General features: G+C 65.3%; 14 protein-coding genes and 11 tRNA genes. 20 read left to right on the top strand and 5 right to left on the bottom strand.

Features of this window, described 5'->3' with window-relative positions:
* Positions 1 to 158: 158 nt before the first annotated feature.
* Together phoB and ACVOME_RS13985 are read right to left on the bottom strand one after the other, a co-directional pair.
* The gene (gene phoB / locus ACVOME_RS13980; protein ID WP_053519436.1) at positions 159 to 848 is read right to left on the bottom strand and encodes a phosphate regulon transcriptional regulator PhoB; all 690 of its coding nucleotides are present in this window, start codon (positions 846 to 848) and stop codon (positions 159 to 161) included.
* 116 nt (positions 849 to 964) lie between these two features.
* On the bottom strand, positions 965 to 2,611 hold the full coding sequence (locus ACVOME_RS13985) for a M48 family metalloprotease (protein WP_053519435.1): 1,647 nt from the start codon (positions 2,609 to 2,611) through the stop codon (positions 965 to 967).
* Between the two features lie 142 nt (positions 2,612 to 2,753).
* Here ACVOME_RS13985 and grxC point away from each other — a divergent pair, with 142 nt between their 5' ends.
* The 4 genes from grxC (at position 2,754) to ACVOME_RS14005 (ending at position 5,624) form a co-directional block, all read left to right on the top strand.
* Entirely contained in the window at positions 2,754 to 3,044 is a 291-nt protein-coding gene (grxC, locus tag ACVOME_RS13990; RefSeq protein WP_004154541.1) for a glutaredoxin 3, read from the top strand.
* A complete protein-coding gene (locus ACVOME_RS13995) occupies positions 3,041 to 3,433 on the top strand; it encodes a carboxymuconolactone decarboxylase family protein (protein ID WP_053519434.1) in 393 nt (130 codons plus the stop codon). The genes grxC and ACVOME_RS13995 overlap by 4 nt, the downstream gene beginning before the upstream one ends.
* A 227-nt stretch (positions 3,434 to 3,660) precedes the next feature.
* Positions 3,661 to 4,665 (top strand): isocitrate dehydrogenase, encoded by a 1,005-nt coding sequence (locus tag ACVOME_RS14000; protein ID WP_053520418.1) that lies wholly within the window; start codon positions 3,661 to 3,663, stop codon positions 4,663 to 4,665.
* 197 nt (positions 4,666 to 4,862) lie between these two features.
* A complete protein-coding gene (locus ACVOME_RS14005) occupies positions 4,863 to 5,624 on the top strand; it encodes a sulfite exporter TauE/SafE family protein (protein WP_053520419.1) in 762 nt (253 codons plus the stop codon).
* 3 nt (positions 5,625 to 5,627) lie between these two features.
* Here the strand turns inward: ACVOME_RS14005 and ACVOME_RS14010 are convergent, their stop codons facing one another.
* Positions 5,628 to 6,248: a flavin reductase family protein gene (locus ACVOME_RS14010; protein ID WP_053520417.1), complete on the bottom strand. Its 621-nt coding sequence runs from the start codon at positions 6,246 to 6,248 to the stop codon at positions 5,628 to 5,630.
* Positions 6,249 to 6,323: 75 nt separating this feature from the next.
* On the bottom strand, positions 6,324 to 7,079 hold the full coding sequence (locus ACVOME_RS14015; RefSeq protein ID WP_053520416.1) for a Bax inhibitor-1/YccA family protein: 756 nt from the start codon (positions 7,077 to 7,079) through the stop codon (positions 6,324 to 6,326).
* A gap of 181 nt (positions 7,080 to 7,260) precedes the next feature.
* On the opposite strand from ACVOME_RS14015, the gene ACVOME_RS14020 reads away from it, so the two are divergent.
* The 5 genes from ACVOME_RS14020 (at position 7,261) to ACVOME_RS14040 (ending at position 8,098) form a co-directional block, all read left to right on the top strand.
* Positions 7,261 to 7,337 (top strand) — tRNA-Pro (locus ACVOME_RS14020).
* A gap of 39 nt (positions 7,338 to 7,376) precedes the next feature.
* A tRNA-Arg gene (locus tag ACVOME_RS14025) sits at positions 7,377 to 7,453 on the top strand.
* 173 nt (positions 7,454 to 7,626) lie between these two features.
* Positions 7,627 to 7,703, top strand: a tRNA-His gene (locus ACVOME_RS14030).
* Positions 7,704 to 7,782: 79 nt separating this feature from the next.
* A tRNA-Lys gene (locus ACVOME_RS14035) sits at positions 7,783 to 7,858 on the top strand.
* A 164-nt stretch (positions 7,859 to 8,022) separates the two neighbouring features.
* A tRNA-Lys gene (locus ACVOME_RS14040) sits at positions 8,023 to 8,098 on the top strand.
* Positions 8,099 to 8,142: 44 nt separating this feature from the next.
* On the opposite strand, the gene ACVOME_RS14045 is transcribed toward ACVOME_RS14040, so the two are convergent.
* On the bottom strand, positions 8,143 to 8,802 hold the full coding sequence (locus tag ACVOME_RS14045; protein WP_081279789.1) for a DUF2306 domain-containing protein: 660 nt from the start codon (positions 8,800 to 8,802) through the stop codon (positions 8,143 to 8,145).
* A 144-nt stretch (positions 8,803 to 8,946) separates the two neighbouring features.
* Here ACVOME_RS14045 and ACVOME_RS14050 point away from each other — a divergent pair.
* The 11 genes from ACVOME_RS14050 to ACVOME_RS14100 all read left to right on the top strand — a co-directional run bounded on the left by ACVOME_RS14050 (position 8,947) and on the right by ACVOME_RS14100 (position 16,416).
* Positions 8,947 to 9,031 (top strand) — tRNA-Leu (locus tag ACVOME_RS14050).
* A gap of 189 nt (positions 9,032 to 9,220) precedes the next feature.
* Positions 9,221 to 10,516, top strand: a complete 1,296-nt coding sequence (gene tig, locus ACVOME_RS14055; RefSeq protein ID WP_481505196.1) for a trigger factor — start codon at positions 9,221 to 9,223, stop codon at positions 10,514 to 10,516.
* 76 nt (positions 10,517 to 10,592) lie between these two features.
* Positions 10,593 to 11,219, top strand: coding sequence for an ATP-dependent Clp endopeptidase proteolytic subunit ClpP (gene clpP, locus ACVOME_RS14060; protein ID WP_053520351.1), 627 nt, complete (start codon positions 10,593 to 10,595; stop codon positions 11,217 to 11,219).
* A gap of 126 nt (positions 11,220 to 11,345) precedes the next feature.
* Positions 11,346 to 12,635 (top strand): ATP-dependent Clp protease ATP-binding subunit ClpX, encoded by a 1,290-nt coding sequence (gene clpX / locus ACVOME_RS14065; RefSeq protein ID WP_053520352.1) that lies wholly within the window; start codon positions 11,346 to 11,348, stop codon positions 12,633 to 12,635.
* A 142-nt stretch (positions 12,636 to 12,777) separates the two neighbouring features.
* Positions 12,778 to 15,228, top strand: coding sequence for an endopeptidase La (gene lon, locus ACVOME_RS14070; RefSeq protein ID WP_053520353.1), 2,451 nt, complete (start codon positions 12,778 to 12,780; stop codon positions 15,226 to 15,228).
* A gap of 217 nt (positions 15,229 to 15,445) precedes the next feature.
* Positions 15,446 to 15,718 carry an HU family DNA-binding protein gene (locus ACVOME_RS14075; protein WP_005408270.1) on the top strand — a complete coding sequence of 91 codons (273 nt, stop codon included), beginning with the start codon at positions 15,446 to 15,448 and terminating at the stop codon, positions 15,716 to 15,718.
* Positions 15,719 to 15,729: 11 nt separating this feature from the next.
* Positions 15,730 to 15,804 (top strand) — tRNA-Val (locus ACVOME_RS14080).
* 26 nt (positions 15,805 to 15,830) lie between these two features.
* Positions 15,831 to 15,907, top strand: a tRNA-Asp gene (locus ACVOME_RS14085).
* A gap of 84 nt (positions 15,908 to 15,991) precedes the next feature.
* Positions 15,992 to 16,068 (top strand) — tRNA-Asp (locus ACVOME_RS14090).
* Between the two features lie 87 nt (positions 16,069 to 16,155).
* Positions 16,156 to 16,232, top strand: a tRNA-Asp gene (locus ACVOME_RS14095).
* 107 nt (positions 16,233 to 16,339) lie between these two features.
* A tRNA-Asp gene (locus ACVOME_RS14100) sits at positions 16,340 to 16,416 on the top strand.
* Positions 16,417 to 16,469: the final 53 nt, after the last annotated feature.

Raw genomic sequence — 16,469 nt, forward strand, 5'->3', positions numbered from 1 at the left:
GCGGTGGGCAGTGCGCGCGCCAGCTGTGCGGCGGTGCTGGCGACCGCGGCCGCCTTGCCGGCACCGCCTGCGGCCCCCGCCGCGGCGCCCCCCCCCCCCCCCCCCCCGGGGGCCCGCCCCCGCCCGGGGGGGGGGGCCCCCCCCCCCCACGACGGGACTCAGGTGGCGGTGGAGAAGCGGTAACCCGCGCCGCGCACGGTCTGCACCATGTTCTCGGCATTGAACGGTTCCAGCGTCTTGCGCAGGCGGCGGATGTGCACGTCGATGGTGCGCTCCTCCACGTACACGCTGCCGCCCCACACGTGGTCGAGCAGCTGGGCGCGGGTGTACACGCGCTCGGGGTGGGTCATGAAGAAGTGCAGCAGGCGGTATTCGGTCGGGCCGATCGGCACCGGCTGTTCGTTGGCGAACACGCGATGCGCGGCACCGTCGATGCGGATCGGACCGACCGCCACGCTGCCGTCCTCGTCGTCTTCGCGGGCGCGGCGCATGACCGCACGGATGCGGGCCAGCAGCTCCCGGGCCGAGAACGGCTTGACCACGTAATCGTCGACGCCGGCTTCCAGGCCGCCGACACGGTCGTTCTCCTCGCCACGCGCGGTCAGCATGATGATGGGCACCTCGCGGGTCAGCGTCTCCTTGCGCCAGCGGCGCGCCAGGTCCAGGCCGCTGGTGCCGGGCAGCATCCAGTCCAGCAGGATCAGGTCGGGAACACGGTCGGCGATCGCGGTCTGGGCTTCGCGGGCATCACCGGCGTGAACCGGCTCGTAGTCACCCTTGCGCAGGGCGAAGGCGACCATTTCGCGGATCGCGGGCTCGTCATCGACGATCAGGATACGTTTCTGCACGAGGGCACCGTAGGGCTCGGTTACTGGACGGGTGCCAGTAGACTACGGTTTGATGACATTTTTGTGACCATCGGGCCGGAACCGCTCCCGATTGCCACGGACCGGTCATGCAGCGCTCAGCGGCGGTCCAGGTCGGGGTCCTGCACGCCCTGCCGGCGCAGTTCCAACACGGTCGGGGTGATCGATTCGATGCGCGCGTCGACCCGGGCCCGTCCCACGTAGTCCAGCGCGGGATTGCGCTTGAGTGCCTGCAGCTGCATCAGCGCCTGCTCCGGCCGGCCGCTGAGGAAGGCGGCCTCGGCGTAGGCCTCGCTGGCACGGACGCTGTCCCCGGCCAGCTCGCTGGCACGGGCGTAGCGCTGCTGGAACACCGGATCGTTACCACTTTGCGACAGCAGCGGCCGCAGCATGGCCTGCGCGCGCTGCCCCGCCTCGCGGTTGCCCTGTTCGTTGAGGATCTCGGCGTAGGTCAGCGCGACGGGCCGGCTGTTGGGATGCTCGCGCAGCAGCTGCTCGAAACGGGCATTGGCCTGCGTGGCCTGGCCCGAGCGCGATTCGGCCTCGGCCAGGGCAAGGGCTACCCACAGGCTGTCCGGATGGGCCTGCAGCAGGCCGTTCAGGGTCTGCCGCGCCTCGCCGGCACCGCTGCGTCCCCCCCGCATCACCGCCAGGGCCTGGCCGTAGCGCTGGGCATCGTTCAATCCGCTCTTCTGGCGTTTGCCCAGATCGGCGTATTCACGCTCCACCTCGCCGGTGGAGTCGGCACTGAGCACCCGCAACCGTTCACGTGCCCAGTCGAAGTCGCCGCTGGGGCCCCGGCTGAGCTGGCCAACCGGCACCCGCAGCACACTGCTTGGCAGCAGCGGGTTGCTGCCGCGCAGCAGCGGTTCGGACAGGGTCGGGTCGGCCGGGTCCACCCGTTCCCTGCGCTCGCCGCTGGGCGTGGTGGTGGTCAGCAGCACCGTGTCCTTCTTCATCTGCTCGGCGCGGGCCTTCGCTTCGCTGATGCGGGTGATGTTGACCGGGTGCGTGCGCAGGAACTCCGGCACGCTGTAGCCGCCCTCGTTGCCGCGCATGGCCGTCGACATCCGCTCGAAGAAGCCGGCCATCGCGTCCACGTCGTAACCGCTGCGTGACAGGGTGCGTATGCCCAGCCGATCGGCTTCCGATTCGTTGGAGCGGGTGTAGTTGATCTGCCGCTGCTGCATCAGGCCCATGCCCGAGCTGATCGCGGCCATGGTCGCATTGCCTGAAGAGGTGCTGTTGCTGGCCTGTGCCGCCACCACTGCCGCCAGCATGCCCAGCAGGATCGGGATCTGGTCGCGCTGGGCGCGCTCGACCCCGCGCAGCACGTGCTGCTGGGTGACGTGGGCGATTTCGTGTGACAGCACCGCGGCAACCTCGTCTTCGCGTTCGGCCGTCAGCACCAGCCCGGCGTTGACCCCGATGTAGCCGCCCAGGGTCGCGAAGGCGTTGATCTGGCGGTCCTTCATCACGAAGAAGGTGTAGGGCTGGCGCGGCTGGTCGCTGTTGGACCCCAGGCGGGTGCCCATGGTCTGCAGCCAGTCATTGACCAGCGGATCGTCCAGCAGGTAGCCATAGTTGCGCAGCTCGCGCAGCATCATCGCGCCGTACTCGGCCTGGCGGGCCGGGGTCAGCAGCTCGCCGGCCGAGGAGCCGATGTCGGGCAGCTTCTCCTGGGCCTGGGCCAGCGGCATGGCCAGGGCGAAGGTGACGGCGGTCGAAAGCAGCAGGGCTCGCAAGCGGGAGGTCCTCGGGCGGGGCGCGCCAAGCGTGGCAGGGCAGGGGGCAACCATTCGTTAATCCACAGTGTTGCGGTGGTAGCGTGGAAATTCCAGCGCACCGGTACCATATGTAGACCGTCGATCCATCGTGGAGTTTCCCGTGACAGCCCAGACCGCCGGCGGTGCCCCCGCCATCACCATCTATTCCACTGCCGTCTGCCCGTACTGCGTGGCCGCCAAGAACTTCCTCAAGAGCAAGGGCCAGCAGTGGACCGAGGTCCGCATCGACCTGGACCCGGCCGAACGCGAGAAGATGATGGCGCTGACCCGCCGCACCAGCGTGCCGCAGATCTTCGTCGGCGACGTCCATGTCGGTGGCTATGACGACATGATGGCGCTGCACCGTGAAGGCAAGCTTGAGCCGCTGCTGGCCGGGCAGGGCCAGGCATGAGCGCGGCCGACGACGGCAGCAAGGACCGCATCGCCGAGTTCACCGCGTTCCGCAAGCGCATGAACGAGCGCATCCTGGGCGAGCCGAACCAGGTGGTGCGCCGGTTCTTCGCGCTGGATACGCAGACCTACCAGGCCGGCGCGCTGGATGTGAAGACCAAGGAGCTGCTGGGGCTGGTGGCCTCGATGGTGCTGCGCTGCGACGACTGCATCAGCTACCACGTGGCCCAGTGCAAGGAGGCCGGGGTGACCCGCGAGGAGTTCTTCGAGACCTTCTCGGTCGGCCTGGTGGTCGGCGGCTCGATCGTGATCCCGCACTTGCGCCGCGCGGTCGATTTCCTCGACCAGCTCGAAGGCGGTGCCGCCGCCCCGGAAGCCCACGAGCACTGAGGGTAACGCCGGGCCATGCCCGGCGAATGACCGGACGCCCACCCGCCGGGCATGGCCCGGCGCTACCGGAATACGCGGGCAATTCTGCCTGAGCCGGGGACTGGGACCATGGTCTATTTGGGACCTCGGCCCCGGCTCAGGCATAATTGCCGGTGAAACTTCCTTTGCGCCGGCGTTTCCGGGCACGTCCGGACGGCGTTTTTTCCCCCTGTTCGGAACATCGATCAATGACGCAGAAAATTACGGTCATCCGCGGCGACGGCATCGGCCCGGAGATCATGGACGCCACCCTGTACGTGCTCGACCAGCTCAATGCCGGCCTGGAGTATGAAGAGGCCGACGCCGGCCTGGCGGCGCTGGAGAAGCACGGCGACCTGATGCCGGCGGTCACCCTGGACTCGATCGCGCGCAACAAGGTTGCCCTGAAGAGCCCGCTGACCACGCCGGTCGGTGGTGGCTTCACCTCGATCAATGTCAGCCTGCGCCGCCATTTCGACCTGTACGCCAACGTGCGTCCGGCCCACACCTTCCCGAACACCAAGTCGCGTTTCGACAACGTCGACCTGATCACCGTGCGTGAGAACACCGAAGGCGCCTACCTGGCTGAAGGCCAGGAAGTGTCGGCCGACGGCGAGACTGCCTTCTCCGGCACCCGCATCACCCGCAAGGGCTCGGAGCGCATCGTGCGCTACGCCTTCGAGCTGGCCCGCAGCGTCGGCCGCAAGAAGGTCACGGCCGTGCACAAGGCCAACATCATTAAGTCGACCTCGGGCCTGTTCCTGAACGTCGCCCGTGAAGTGGCCGCGCAGTATCCGGACATCGAGTTCCAGGAAATGATCGTCGACAACACCTGCATGCAGCTGGTGATGCGCCCGGAACAGTTCGATGTGATCGTCACCACCAACCTGTTCGGCGACATCATTTCCGATCTCTGCGCCGGCCTGGTCGGCGGCCTGGGCCTGGCCCCGGGTGCCAACATCGGCAAGGACGCGGCGATCTTCGAAGCGGTGCACGGCACCGCGCCGGACATCGCGGGCCAGGGCAAGGCCAATCCCTGCGCGCTGCTGCTGGCGGCGGCACAAATGCTGGATCATATCGGCCAGCCGCAGAATGCCGAGCGCCTGCGCAAGGCCATCGTGGCGACCATGGAAGCCAAGGACTCGCTGACCGGCGACCTGGGCGGCACCGGCACCACCATGAGCTTCGCCAAGGCCATCGCCACGCGCCTGTAAGCGGTGGCTGGACCTTGTCTGGATTTCCAGCGGGGCGCCTTCGGGCGCCCCGTTGCGTTTGGGTGCCTGCGCATGCTCTGCGCAGCTCATGTGGTGTGGCGGCACCGAAAGTGCGCGCGCTGGTCGGGTACCTTGCCACGCACTACGCTGCCCAGGCCGGCGTGGCAGCGTAGCCACGGGGTCGTAGCGAGGTGATGATGGATTCGGTGTATCTGCTGGTCGCACTTGGAGCGATCGTGGCGGGATTCGTGCAGGGACTGTCCGGCTTTGCGTTCGGAATGGTCGCCATGTCGTTCTGGGCGTGGGGGCTGGAGCCACGCCTGGCGGCGACGCTGTCGGTGTTCGGCGCGCTGGTGGGTCAGCTGGTGGCGGTGTTCACCGTGCGGCGCGGATTCAATCTGCGTCTGCTGCTGCCCTTCGTCTTCGGCGGCCTGGCGGGCATTCCGCTGGGCGTGATGGTATTGCCGCAGCTGGACATGGACTGGTTCAAGGCCCTGCTGGGAGGCTTCCTGGCACTGTGGTGCCCGGTGATGCTGATGGCCCGTTCGCTGCCGCCGATCACCACGGGCGGGCGCATCGGCGACACCGTGGCGGGCATGGCCGGTGGCGTGCTCAGCGGCATCGGCGGCTTCGCAGGTCCCGTGCCCACGTTGTGGAGCACGCTGCGTGGTTTCGGCAAGGAGGAGCAGCGCGCGGTCATCCAGAACTTCAACCTGGCGATGCTGTCGGTCACCATGGCCACCTACGTCGGCAGTGGCCTGGTTACCCGGCAGATGTTGCCGTACTTCGCTGTCGTCGCCCCGGCCATGCTGGTTCCGGCGCTGCTGGGGGCGCGGGTCTACATCGGCATCAGCGAGGCGCGGTTCCGCCAGATCGTATTGAGCCTGCTGACGCTGTCGGGCATCGCGCTGCTCGCCTCGTCGCTGCCGGCCCTGTTGGCGCGCCCGGTTGCCGGCTGAGATTCAGGCCGGCCGGAACATGCGGAAACGCTGCTCGGCACTGACGCGGAAATAGTCGGCCGGTCCACCGCCGCGCAGGATCGGGTCGGCGGCTGCAGTGTCGTAGATGCCATCGACCAGCAGTCGTGCCTCGATATGTACGGCGACCACCTCGCCAAGCACCAGCCAGCCGTTGGTGTCCTGTCCGGCGGCATCGCGCAGGCGGACGATCTGGGTGCAGCGGCATTCCATGCTGACCGGGCTTTCTGCAACACGCGGCGGCTTGACCTGCCCGGAAGCCAACGGCGTCAAGCCGGCCAGCGTGAACTCGTCGACGTCCGGCGCGACCGCCCGGCAGCTCTCATTCATGGCTTCGGCCAGGTCGAAAGTGGCCAGGTTCCAGACGAACTCGCCCGTCGCTTCGATGTTGTGCAGCGAGTCCTTGCGGCCCTGGCTGGAGAAACCAATGATCGGCGGCGTGTAGTTGAAGGCGTTGAAGAAGCTGTAGGGCGCCAGGTTCAACGCGCCGTCGGCAGCGCAGCTGGAAATCCAGCCGATCGGGCGGGGGCCGATGATGGCGTTGAACGGGTCATGCGGCAGGCGATGGCCGTCAGCGGGGCGATAGCTGTGGAAGAGGGCAGGCATGGCGGGGTCGAAAGGGGGAGGGGAACAGAAAGGGCGCCACGGAGGCGCCCTTTGTCGTTTTCAGCCTGACCGGAATCAGCGCTGCTGGATCTTTGACAGCAGGCGGAGGAACTCGACGTACAGCCAGACCAGGGTCACCATCAGGCCGAATGCGCCATACCACTCCATGTACTTGGGCGCGCGCTGGGCCACACCGCTCTCAATGAAATCGAAATCCAGCACCAGGTTCAGCGCGGCGACCACGACCACGAACAGGCTGAAGGCGATGCCCCAGCCGCTGGAGGAGTGGATCAGCGGGACTTCGATGTTGAAGAACGACAGCACGAACGACGCCAGGTAGAGCAGGGCGATGCCACCGGTGGCGGCGACCACGCCGAGCTTGAAATTCTCGGTGGCCTTGATGACGCCGGTGCGGTAGGCCACCAGCAGGGCAGCCAGCGTGCCGAAGGTCAGCAGCACGGCCTGGAATACGATGCCCGGGAACCGCAGCTCGAACACGGCGGAAATGGCGCCGAGGAACAGGCCTTCCACCAGCGCGTACAGCGGTGCGGTGACCGGCGACCATTGCTTCTTGAACACGGTGACCAGCGCCAGCACCAGGCCGCCGATCGCGCCGCCCATGGCATACAGCTTGGCGGCCGGCAGCACCTGGCCGAAGGCCACGGTCTGGTTCCAGGCGAAGGCTGCGGTCAGCACGGTCAGCAGCAACAGGATGCCGGTCTTGTTGACGGTGCCGTTGAGGGTCATCGCCTGGTCGGGGCGGGTCACCACCGAGCCGTTGGCGAGGTCGAGGAAAGTCGACTCGGAAAGAGCCGGGTTGCCGCTGCGCATGCGCGTTCTCCGTGCGAATGAGGGATCAGGAAGGCCATCCGGCCGACGATGTCGAGCATAGCCGATGGCCACTGGCACTGCCGTGACCGCGCGCCCGGGACAGATCGCTGCGTTGACAGTTCGCCGCGTGCTTGGCGACAATGACCAACTCCCCGGGCCTGGCTCGAGGGGATTGCAAGACCGGGGTATAGCGCAGTCTGGTAGCGCGCCTGCTTTGGGAGCAGGATGTCGGGGGTTCGAATCCCTCTACCCCGACCAATCCCACGCCACGTCGGATTGGACGCCGTTCCGGTTCGGGCGCCCGTAGCTCAACTGGATAGAGCACCGGCCTTCTAAGCCGGCGGTTACAGGTTCGATTCCTGTCGGGCGCGCCATTGGCGAGGCACCGGGACCGCGTCGGCGGATGTGAAGAAAGGCTTGCAAAAGCGTGAGGACTCCACCAGAATATCGGACTCGCTTCGGCGGCCCGAACTTCGGTGACGGTCTCCAGGCAAGGCTTCAAAGCTCCAGCGCCAGCAGCATTGGCGATGAAGCGAATGTTTCAGTGGTGGCTGTAGCTCAGTTGGTTAGAGTACCGGATTGTGATTCCGGTGGTCGGGGGTTCGAATCCCCTCAGCCACCCCACTGATTCAACCGCATCGGCACAGCCGACACGGTGTTGCAATAAACAGAATGCACGCTATAATGTGCGTCTGAGTTTCACGGGCCGTTAGCTCAGTTGGTAGAGCAGTTGACTCTTAATCAATAGGTCCAAGGTTCGAATCCTTGACGGCCCACCAAGACAGAAGCCACCTGGTACGCCAGGTGGCTTTTTTCTTGCCTGCAGGCCGCGCAAAGAGCATGCGAAGCACCTTGGGTCGTGGCACGCATGCATCGATCAACGATGTTGAAAAAAAGCTTGCACCCCGTGTGCGCATCAGGTCATAATTCGCGCCCCGATTTCGGGCTGTTAGCTCAGTTGGTAGAGCAGTTGACTCTTAATCAATAGGTCCAAGGTTCGAATCCTTGACAGCCCACCAGACGAAAGCCACTTGGTCCTCCAGGTGGCTTTTTTCTTGGGTGTTCAGCGGCTGCCGGACGGCTCTGCGAGTGTGCCGATGGACACCAGGCGCCTTCCTGCTTCATGCACCAGCAACGGCAGGGCCCAGCTCAGCACCAGCAGGCTCGGCACCATCACCAGGGGCGATGCCAGCTGCATGAGCGCAGGCACCAGCAGCGACAGGCGGAACACCGCGGGTGACAGCGTCACCAGGTAGCTGCGCAGCATCCATCGCCGGTGCTGCTCGACGTCGCCACGCCGGATGCTGCGATAGCCGCAGAATGACGTGACCAACCACGCCAGGCCGGTCGCAGCGAACGCCATTTTCAGTGCCAGCCAGCCCTGGGTGGTGGCGATCAGGCCGGCGACAGCGGCGCTCCCCAGCAGGATGCCGGCCAGGTAGATCCGTCCCAGCCAGCGATGCAGCCGGGGACGGTGTCGCCGCAGGGGACCGATGAACTGCGTGGCGCCAGCCAGCATGGCCAGGCTGCCGCCGGCGACATGCAGCCACAGCCAGTTGCGACGCTCCCAGAACATGCCATAGGCCTCGGCGCTGACCTGCCCGTAGCGCTGTGCGGTGACCCACAGGAAGTGCAGCGCGACTGCAAGACCGAGCAGCCAGACGAGTGTGGACCAGCCGGGCATCCGGGCCTGCAGGGGCGTGCGGAGTGGGGTGCGTTCCATCGGGGCAGACCGGGTGGCGGCAACGGCACGAGTCTACGCGCACGTGCCGGCGCCTGCGCGTGGGTGCCTGGACTACGTATTCAGGTTTGTCACGCCTTCCGCTTTGTGCACCCGCCTGCGACAATGACGGCCTGTGCCGGCCACGCGAAAGTGGCGGAATTGGTAGACGCCCTGGATTTAGGTTCCAGTGCCGCAAGGCGTGGGGGTTCGAGTCCCCCCTTTCGCACCAGTGCCGGCCTGCCTCCGCCCCCGCCGGGCGTTCCCGAGGCGCTTGCCCGGCCTGCGCTGGCAGTGCACGCCGAATTGGGCGAAACTAAAGGGCTGCGGCAAGCAGGCGCGTCCCGGACGCCGTCACCTTACAACCGTTTCATCCATCATCGAGCCGGAGGCCAGAGCGCCACCGGTGGCAGGAGTCAACATGCAAGCTTCGATCGAATCCATCGGCAACCTGGAACGCCGCCTGAGCTTCTCGCTGCCGGAAGACCGTCTGCAGAGCCACATCAACGGCCGCCTGGGCGAAATCGCCCGTACCACCCGCATCAAGGGTTTCCGTCCGGGCAAGGTGCCGGCCAAGGTGATCGAGCAGCGCTTCGGCGCGCAGGTCCGTGGCGAGGCGCTGGACGGCCTGCTGCGCGAAACCTTCGACGCGGCCGTGCGCGAGCACGACCTGCGCATCGTCGGCAGCCCGCGCATCGACAAGGGCGACGAGGGTGAGTTCTCCTTCGTGGCCACCGTGGAGGTGGTGCCGGACTTCGGTGACATCGACGTCAGCAAGCTGACCGTGGTGCGCCACACCGCCGAGATCACCGACGCCGACATCGACCAGATGATCGAGAACCTGCAGAACCAGCGCCGCACCTGGGCACCGGTTGCGCGTGGCGCGCAGGATGGCGACCTGGTTGCGGTCGAAACCTGGTCCCAGGCCGGCGAAGAGCGCCTGCCGGCCGAAGGCACCGAGAAGGGTTCGATCGTGCTCGGCCAGGGCATGATGTTCGAGACCATCGAAAAGGGCCTGGTCGGCCTGGCCAAGGGCGAGGAAAAGACGCTGGACGTCGATTTCCCGGCCGACTGGCGCGTGCCGGTGCTGGCCGGCAAGACCGTGCAGGTCACCGTTAAGGTTGCCGAAGTGTCCGAGCCGGTGGTGCCGGCGGTCGATGAGGCCTTCATCAAGAGCTTCGGCGTGAAGGGCGGTGATGTCGAGCAGTTCCGCAGCGACATCCGCGCCAACCTGGAGCGCGAGCTCAAGGGCGCGCTGATGAACCGCCTGCGCCGTGAAGTGGGCGAGCAGCTGCTCGCCGCCTATTCCTCGGTGGAAATGCCGCCGCGCCTGGTCGAGAACGAAGCCCGCGCGATGCTGGCCCAGCAGGTCGAGCAGATCCGCCGCAGCGGCCGCAACCCGGGCGAGATCCCGGCCGATGCCCACGAAGGTTTCAAGGACGCCGCCGCCAAGCGCGTGCTGGTCGGCCTGCTGGTCGGCGAAGTGGCGCGCACCAACGATCTGCGCCTGGAGCCCAAGCGCCTGAACGAAACGCTGCGTCTGATCGCCTCGACCTACGAAGAGCCGGAGCAGGTCATTGAGATGTACCGCAACGACCCCCAGCTGATGTCTGGTCTGCAGAACCGTGTGATGGAAGAGCAGGTGATCGACTGGATCGCCGAGCGCGCCCAGCACACCGAAGAGAAGCTGTCGTTCCAGGACGCGATCCGCCAGTAAGTCCGGGCGGATCACCGTATGCCCCGCGCCCCTGCCGGCGCGGGGTTGTTTCCCCCCAAGATAGGTACCTCACGTAATGGACAACCGAACCAAAGCCCTGAACCTGGTTCCGATGGTGGTCGAGCAGACCAGCCGCGGCGAGCGTGCCTACGACATCTATTCGCGCCTGTTGAAGGAGCGCCTGATCTTCCTCGTGGGCCCGATCGACGATCACATGGCCAACGTGGTGGTGGCGCAGTTGCTGTTCCTGGAATCGGAGAACCCGGAGAAGGACATCAACATCTACATCAACTCGCCGGGTGGCGTGGTCACCGCCGGTATGGCGATCTACGACACCATGCAGTACATCAAGCCGAATGTGAGCACCACCTGCATCGGCCAGGCGGCCTCGATGGGTGCCCTCCTGCTGGCTGCAGGTGAAGCCGGCAAGCGCTATGCGCTGCCCAATTCGCGCGTGATGATCCACCAGCCGCTGGGGGGTTACCAGGGCCAGGCGACGGACATCGACATCCACGCGCGCGAGATCCTGACGCTGCGTTCGCGCCTGAATGAGATCCTGGCCCGCCACACCGGCCAGTCGCTGGAAACGATCGCTCGCGATACCGAGCGCGACAACTTCAAGAGTGCGGTCGAAGCGCAGGCCTACGGCCTGGTCGACCAGGTCCTGGAGCGTCGCCCGGATGAGTCGGTCCAGGCGGGTTGAGCCGCCTTCACGGGGCCAGGCAGGCCTCGTTCCTGCAGGGTCGGGCGGGACTGGTGTCCCTCCGGCCCTGTGCTATTCTCGAATCGAACCCCCGTTCAGCGGGTGGGGTAACTGGGTAAGCGAAGCATGAGCGAAGACCGCCAAGGTCGTTCCACGGACACCGGCAAGATCCTCTACTGCTCTTTCTGCGGCAAGAGCCAGCATGAAGTGCGCAAGCTGATTGCGGGTCCGAGCGTGTTCATCTGCGATGAATGCGTGGAGCTGTGCAACGACATCATCCGCGAAGAACTTGAGGAGAAGGCGCAGTCGGCGCGCAGCTCGCTGCCGAAGCCGCGCGAGATCCTCGAGGTCCTCGACCAGTACGTGATCGGCCAGAACCGCGCCAAGCGCACCCTGGCCGTGGCCGTGTACAACCATTACAAGCGCATCGAGAGCCGGCAGAAGAACGACGACGTCGAGCTGGCGAAGTCGAACATCCTGCTGGTCGGTCCGACCGGTTCGGGCAAGACCCTGCTGGCCGAAACCCTGGCCCGCCTGCTCAACGTGCCGTTCACCATGGCCGACGCCACCACGCTGACCGAAGCCGGTTACGTGGGCGAGGACGTGGAGAACATCATCCAGAAGCTGCTGCAGAAGTGCGACTACGACGTCGAGAAGGCGCAGCAGGGCATCGTCTACATCGATGAGATCGACAAGATCTCGCGCAAGAGCGAGAACCCGTCGATCACCCGCGACGTGTCCGGCGAAGGCGTACAGCAGGCCCTGCTGAAGCTGATCGAAGGTACCGTGGCCAGCGTGCCGCCGCAGGGCGGTCGCAAGCATCCGCAGCAGGAGTTCCTGCAGGTGGACACCAAGAACATCCTGTTCATCTGCGGCGGCGCGTTCGCCGGCCTGGACAAGGTGATCCAGGCCCGTTCCACCGACGTGGGCAGCATCGGCTTCGGCGCCAAGGTGAAGAGTGCCGAGCGCAAGCAGGAAGTGGGCAAGCTGCTGGCGGAAGTCGAGCCGGAAGATCTGATCAAGTTCGGCCTGATTCCCGAGTTCGTCGGCCGCCTGCCGGTGGTGGCGACCCTGGAGGAGCTGGACGAGCCGGCCCTGATCAAGATCCTGACCGAACCGAAGAACGCCATCACCAAGCAGTTCAAGAAGCTGTTCGAGATGGAGAACGTCGAACTGGAGTTCCGTCCGGACGCCCTGTCGGCCATCGCCCGCAAGGCGCTCAAGCGCAAGACCGGCGCCCGTGGCCTGCGCACCATCGTCGAATCGGTGCTGCTGGACACCATGTACGACCTGCCTTCGCAGGAAAACGTCAGCAAGGTGGTGGTGGACGAATCGGTGATCGAGCACAAGTCCGAGCCGTACCTGATCTACCAGACCCCGGCGGCCCCTGAACAGAAGGCCGCAGGCGCCGAGTGATTCTTCCAAGTTGTTGATTGGAAAGAATTTTAAAGGAATGCCTTGCATCTGAAAGCCGATGGCCCCATAACGGGGCCATCGGCTTTTTTTGTCTCCGGAAGATGTCCTCCCGGAGGCGGTTTTCCCCTTCCCTGGAGCCCCCATGGCCCGTTCCCCAAGTGAAACCCTCGACCTGCCGGTCCTGCCGCTGCGCGACGTAGTGGTGTTCCCGCACATGGTCATCCCGCTGTTCGTCGGCCGTGACAAGTCCATGCACGCGCTCGAACAGGCAATGGAGGCAGACAAGCGCATCCTGCTGCTCGCGCAGAAGTCCGCCGAGACCGACGACCCGCATGCGGCCGATCTCTACCAGGTCGGTACGCTGGCGCAGGTGCTGCAGCTGCTGAAGCTGCCCGATGGCACGATCAAGGTGCTGGTCGAAGGCCTCTCGCGCGTGCAGGTGACCCATGTCGACGAACGCAACGGTTCGCTGCACGGCCAGGCCGTGGAGATCGACGCTGCGGACGAGCGCGAGCCGCGCGAGATCGAGGCGATCGCCCGCTCGCTGATGTCGCTGTTCGAGCAGTACGTGAAAACCAACCGCAAGCTGCCGCCGGAGCTGCTGCAGACCCTGGCCGGGATCGACGAGCCTGCGCGCCTGGCCGACACCATCGCCGCCCACATCAGCGTGCGCCTGGCCGACAAGCAGCGCCTGCTGGAAACGCTGGCCGTCGGCGAGCGCCTGGAGATGCTGGTCGGCCTGGTCGACGGCGAGATCGACGTGCAGCAGATGGAAAAGCGCATCCGCGGCCGCGTGAAGTCGCAGATGGAGAAGAGCCAGCGCGAGTACTACCTCAACGAACAGATGAAGGCCATCCAGAAGGAACTGGGTGACCTCGACGACGCGCCGGGCGAGCTGGAAGAGCTGGCCCGCAAGATCGCCGAAGCGGGCATGCCGAAGGCCGTGGAAGCCAAGGCGCGCAACGAACTGAACAAGCTCAAGCAGATGTCGCCGATGTCCGCTGAGGCGGCGGTCGTGCGCAATTACCTGGAGTGGCTGCTGGGCGTGCCGTGGAAGAAGCGCACCAAGGTGCGCAAGGACCTGAAGGCTGCGCAGGACACGCTCGATGCCGACCATTACGGCCTGGAGAAGGTCAAGGAGCGCATCCTTGAATACCTGGCGGTGCAGTCGCGGGTGAAGCAGATGAAGGGCCCGATCCTGTGCCTGGTCGGACCGCCGGGCGTGGGCAAGACCTCGCTCGGCCAGTCCATCGCCAAGGCCACCAACCGCAAGTTCGTGCGCATGTCGCTGGGCGGCGTGCGTGATGAGGCCGAGATCCGTGGCCACCGTCGCACCTACGTCGGCTCCATGCCGGGCCGCATCGTGCAGAACCTCAACAAGGTCGGCAGCAAGAACCCGCTGTTCGTGCTCGACGAGATCGACAAGATGTCGATGGACTTCCGTGGCGATCCCTCTTCGGCGCTGCTGGAAGTGCTCGATCCGGAGCAGAACAACGCATTCAACGATCACTACCTGGAAGTGGACCTGGATCTGTCGGAAGTGATGTTCGTGGCCACCTCGAACTCGCTCAACATTCCGGGCCCGCTGCTGGACCGCATGGAAGTGATCCGCATCCCCGGTTACACCGAGGATGAGAAGCTCAACATCGCGACCCGCTACCTGGTGCCCAAGCAGATCAAGGCCAATGGCCTGAAGCCGGAGGAACTGGAAATCGGCAGCGATGCGATCCAGGACATCGTGCGCTACTACACCCGCGAGTCGGGCGTGCGCAATCTGGAACGCGAGATCGCCAAGATCTGCCGCAAGGTGGTGAAGGAGATCGCGCTGGCAGGCCCGCAGCCGGTGAAGGCCAGGAAGGGCGCGAAGAAGGCCAAGGCGCTGGTCACGGTGACCGGCAAGAACCTGGACAAGTACCTGGGCGTGCGCCGCTTTGATTTTGGCCGCGCGGAGGAAGAGAACGAGATCGGCCTGGTCACCGGCCTGGCCTGGACCGAAGTCGGTGGCGACCTGCTGCAGATCGAATCGACGCTGGTGCCAGGCAAGGGCCAGTTGATCCTGACCGGCCAGCTCGGCAACGTGATGAAGGAATCGGCTTCGGCGGCGTTGTCGGTCGTGCGTTCGCGCGCCGATCGTTTCGGCATCGACAGCGACTTCCTGCAGAAGCACGACGTGCACCTGCACGTTCCGGACGGCGCCACGCCGAAGGACGGCCCGAGCGCCGGCGCGGCGATGGTGACGTCCCTGGTCTCGATGCTGACCAGGGTGCCGGTGCGTGCCGATGTGGCGATGACCGGCGAAATCACGCTGCGTGGGCGGGTCACCGCCATCGGTGGACTGAAGGAGAAGCTGCTGGCTGCCCTGCGTGGCGGTATCCGCACGGTCATCATTCCCGAAGAGAACCGCAAGGATCTGGCCGACATCCCGGCCAACGTCACCCGTGATCTGAAGATCGTGCCGGTGAAGTACATCGAAGAAGTGCTTGATCTGGCGTTGGAGCGTCCGCTGGCACCGAAGAAGGCGCGCAAGAGTGCGCAGCGCGTCACGGTACGTAGCAAGGCGAAACCGAGTGGAAACGCGCGCGTCAAGCACTGACGCGCGTTGCCGAATGGCCCGAAACCCGCGTCGTTGCTGGCTTTCCAGCTTGCGTGGGGGTAGGGCCACTGGTATAAAAGCAGCACTCGCAAATGAGTGATCGCTGTTGGCGATCTCTGAATCGGCGAACCGTTTCCACATGGCGATCGCGCGCAGATGGCGTGCGGTTGCTTCCCTGTCGAATCCGCGGAACCCACCGCCAAAGGAGTTGTAGAGAATGAACAAGACCGAATTGATCGACGCCGTTGCTGAAGCTGCCGACCTGACCAAGGCCGAGTCCAGCCGCGCTGTCGATGCCGTCGTTGCTGCCATCACCAAGGCGCTGAAGGACGGCGATGCGGTCACCCTGGTTGGCTTCGGTACCTTCCAGGTCCGCGACCGTGCAGCCCGCACCGGCCGCAACCCGAAGACCGGCGACACCATCAAGATCGCTGCTTCGAAGAATCCGTCCTTCAAGGCTGGCAAGGCCCTTAAGGATGCTGTAAACTAAGCGGCTCGCTGGGGTGCTTAGCTCAGCGGTAGAGCGTCTCCTTTACACGGAGAGGGTCGGGGGTTCGAAACCCTCAGCACCCACCACAGCACCGCGGTAAAAGTTTGAGTGTGGAGCGGTAGTTCAGCTGGTTAGAATGCTGGCCTGTCACGCCGGAGGTCGCGGGTTCGAGTCCCGTCCGCTCCGCCACTTCAACGAGGCCTCCGGCCAAAAGCTGGAGGCTTTGTTTTCTCCCTGCTCCTGATCGGGAAGAGAACACAAGCAGTACAACGCGGAGCGGTAGTTCAGCTGGTTAGAATGCTGGCCTGTCACGCCGGAGGTCGCGGGTTCGAGTCCCGTCCGCTCCGCCATTACATCGAGGCCCCCGGCCCAAAGCTGGGGGCCTTGTCTTCTCGCCGGCCTGTCCGGGACGAAGGCAGAAGGGTTGTCGCAAGCACGGAGCGGTAGTTCAGCTGGTTAGAATGCTGGCCTGTCACGCCGGAGGTCGCGGGTTCGAGTCCCGTCCGCTCCGCCATTGCGAAGTTCTTAAGTCCCCGTGAAAAAACTTTGAAAAAAGTGTTCATCGGGCTGGGTTTCCAGGGTGTCTTCGGATATACTGGGCGCCTGCAAAGTTTCAAGCGCGGAGCGGTAGTTCAGCTGGTTAGAATGCTGGCCTGTCACGCCGGAGGTCGCGGGTTCGAGTCCCGTCCGCTCCGCCAACTTTCAAAAGCCCTCGGCGAATGCCGGGGGCTTTTTCTTTGCGCGCATGTCG

Source organism: Stenotrophomonas sp. STEN008 (genome assembly GCF_056760435.1).

Excerpts from the sequence above, each read along its gene's own strand:
- ACVOME_RS13995 (WP_053519434.1), top strand. The coding sequence starts at position 3,041 with ATGAGCGCGGCCGACGACGGCAGCAAGGACCGCATCGCCGAGTTCACC.
- ACVOME_RS14000 (WP_053520418.1), top strand. The coding sequence starts at position 3,661 with ATGACGCAGAAAATTACGGTCATCCGCGGCGACGGCATCGGCCCGGAG.
- ACVOME_RS14005 (WP_053520419.1), top strand. The coding sequence starts at position 4,863 with ATGGATTCGGTGTATCTGCTGGTCGCACTTGGAGCGATCGTGGCGGGA.
- ACVOME_RS14010 (WP_053520417.1), bottom strand. The coding sequence starts at position 6,248 with ATGCCTGCCCTCTTCCACAGCTATCGCCCCGCTGACGGCCATCGCCTG.
- ACVOME_RS14015 (WP_053520416.1), bottom strand. The coding sequence starts at position 7,079 with ATGCGCAGCGGCAACCCGGCTCTTTCCGAGTCGACTTTCCTCGACCTC.
- ACVOME_RS14045 (WP_081279789.1), bottom strand. The coding sequence starts at position 8,802 with ATGGAACGCACCCCACTCCGCACGCCCCTGCAGGCCCGGATGCCCGGC.
- tig (WP_481505196.1), top strand. The coding sequence starts at position 9,221 with ATGCAAGCTTCGATCGAATCCATCGGCAACCTGGAACGCCGCCTGAGC.
- clpP (WP_053520351.1), top strand. The coding sequence starts at position 10,593 with ATGGACAACCGAACCAAAGCCCTGAACCTGGTTCCGATGGTGGTCGAG.
- clpX (WP_053520352.1), top strand. The coding sequence starts at position 11,346 with ATGAGCGAAGACCGCCAAGGTCGTTCCACGGACACCGGCAAGATCCTC.
- lon (WP_053520353.1), top strand. The coding sequence starts at position 12,778 with ATGGCCCGTTCCCCAAGTGAAACCCTCGACCTGCCGGTCCTGCCGCTG.
- ACVOME_RS14075 (WP_005408270.1), top strand. The coding sequence starts at position 15,446 with ATGAACAAGACCGAATTGATCGACGCCGTTGCTGAAGCTGCCGACCTG.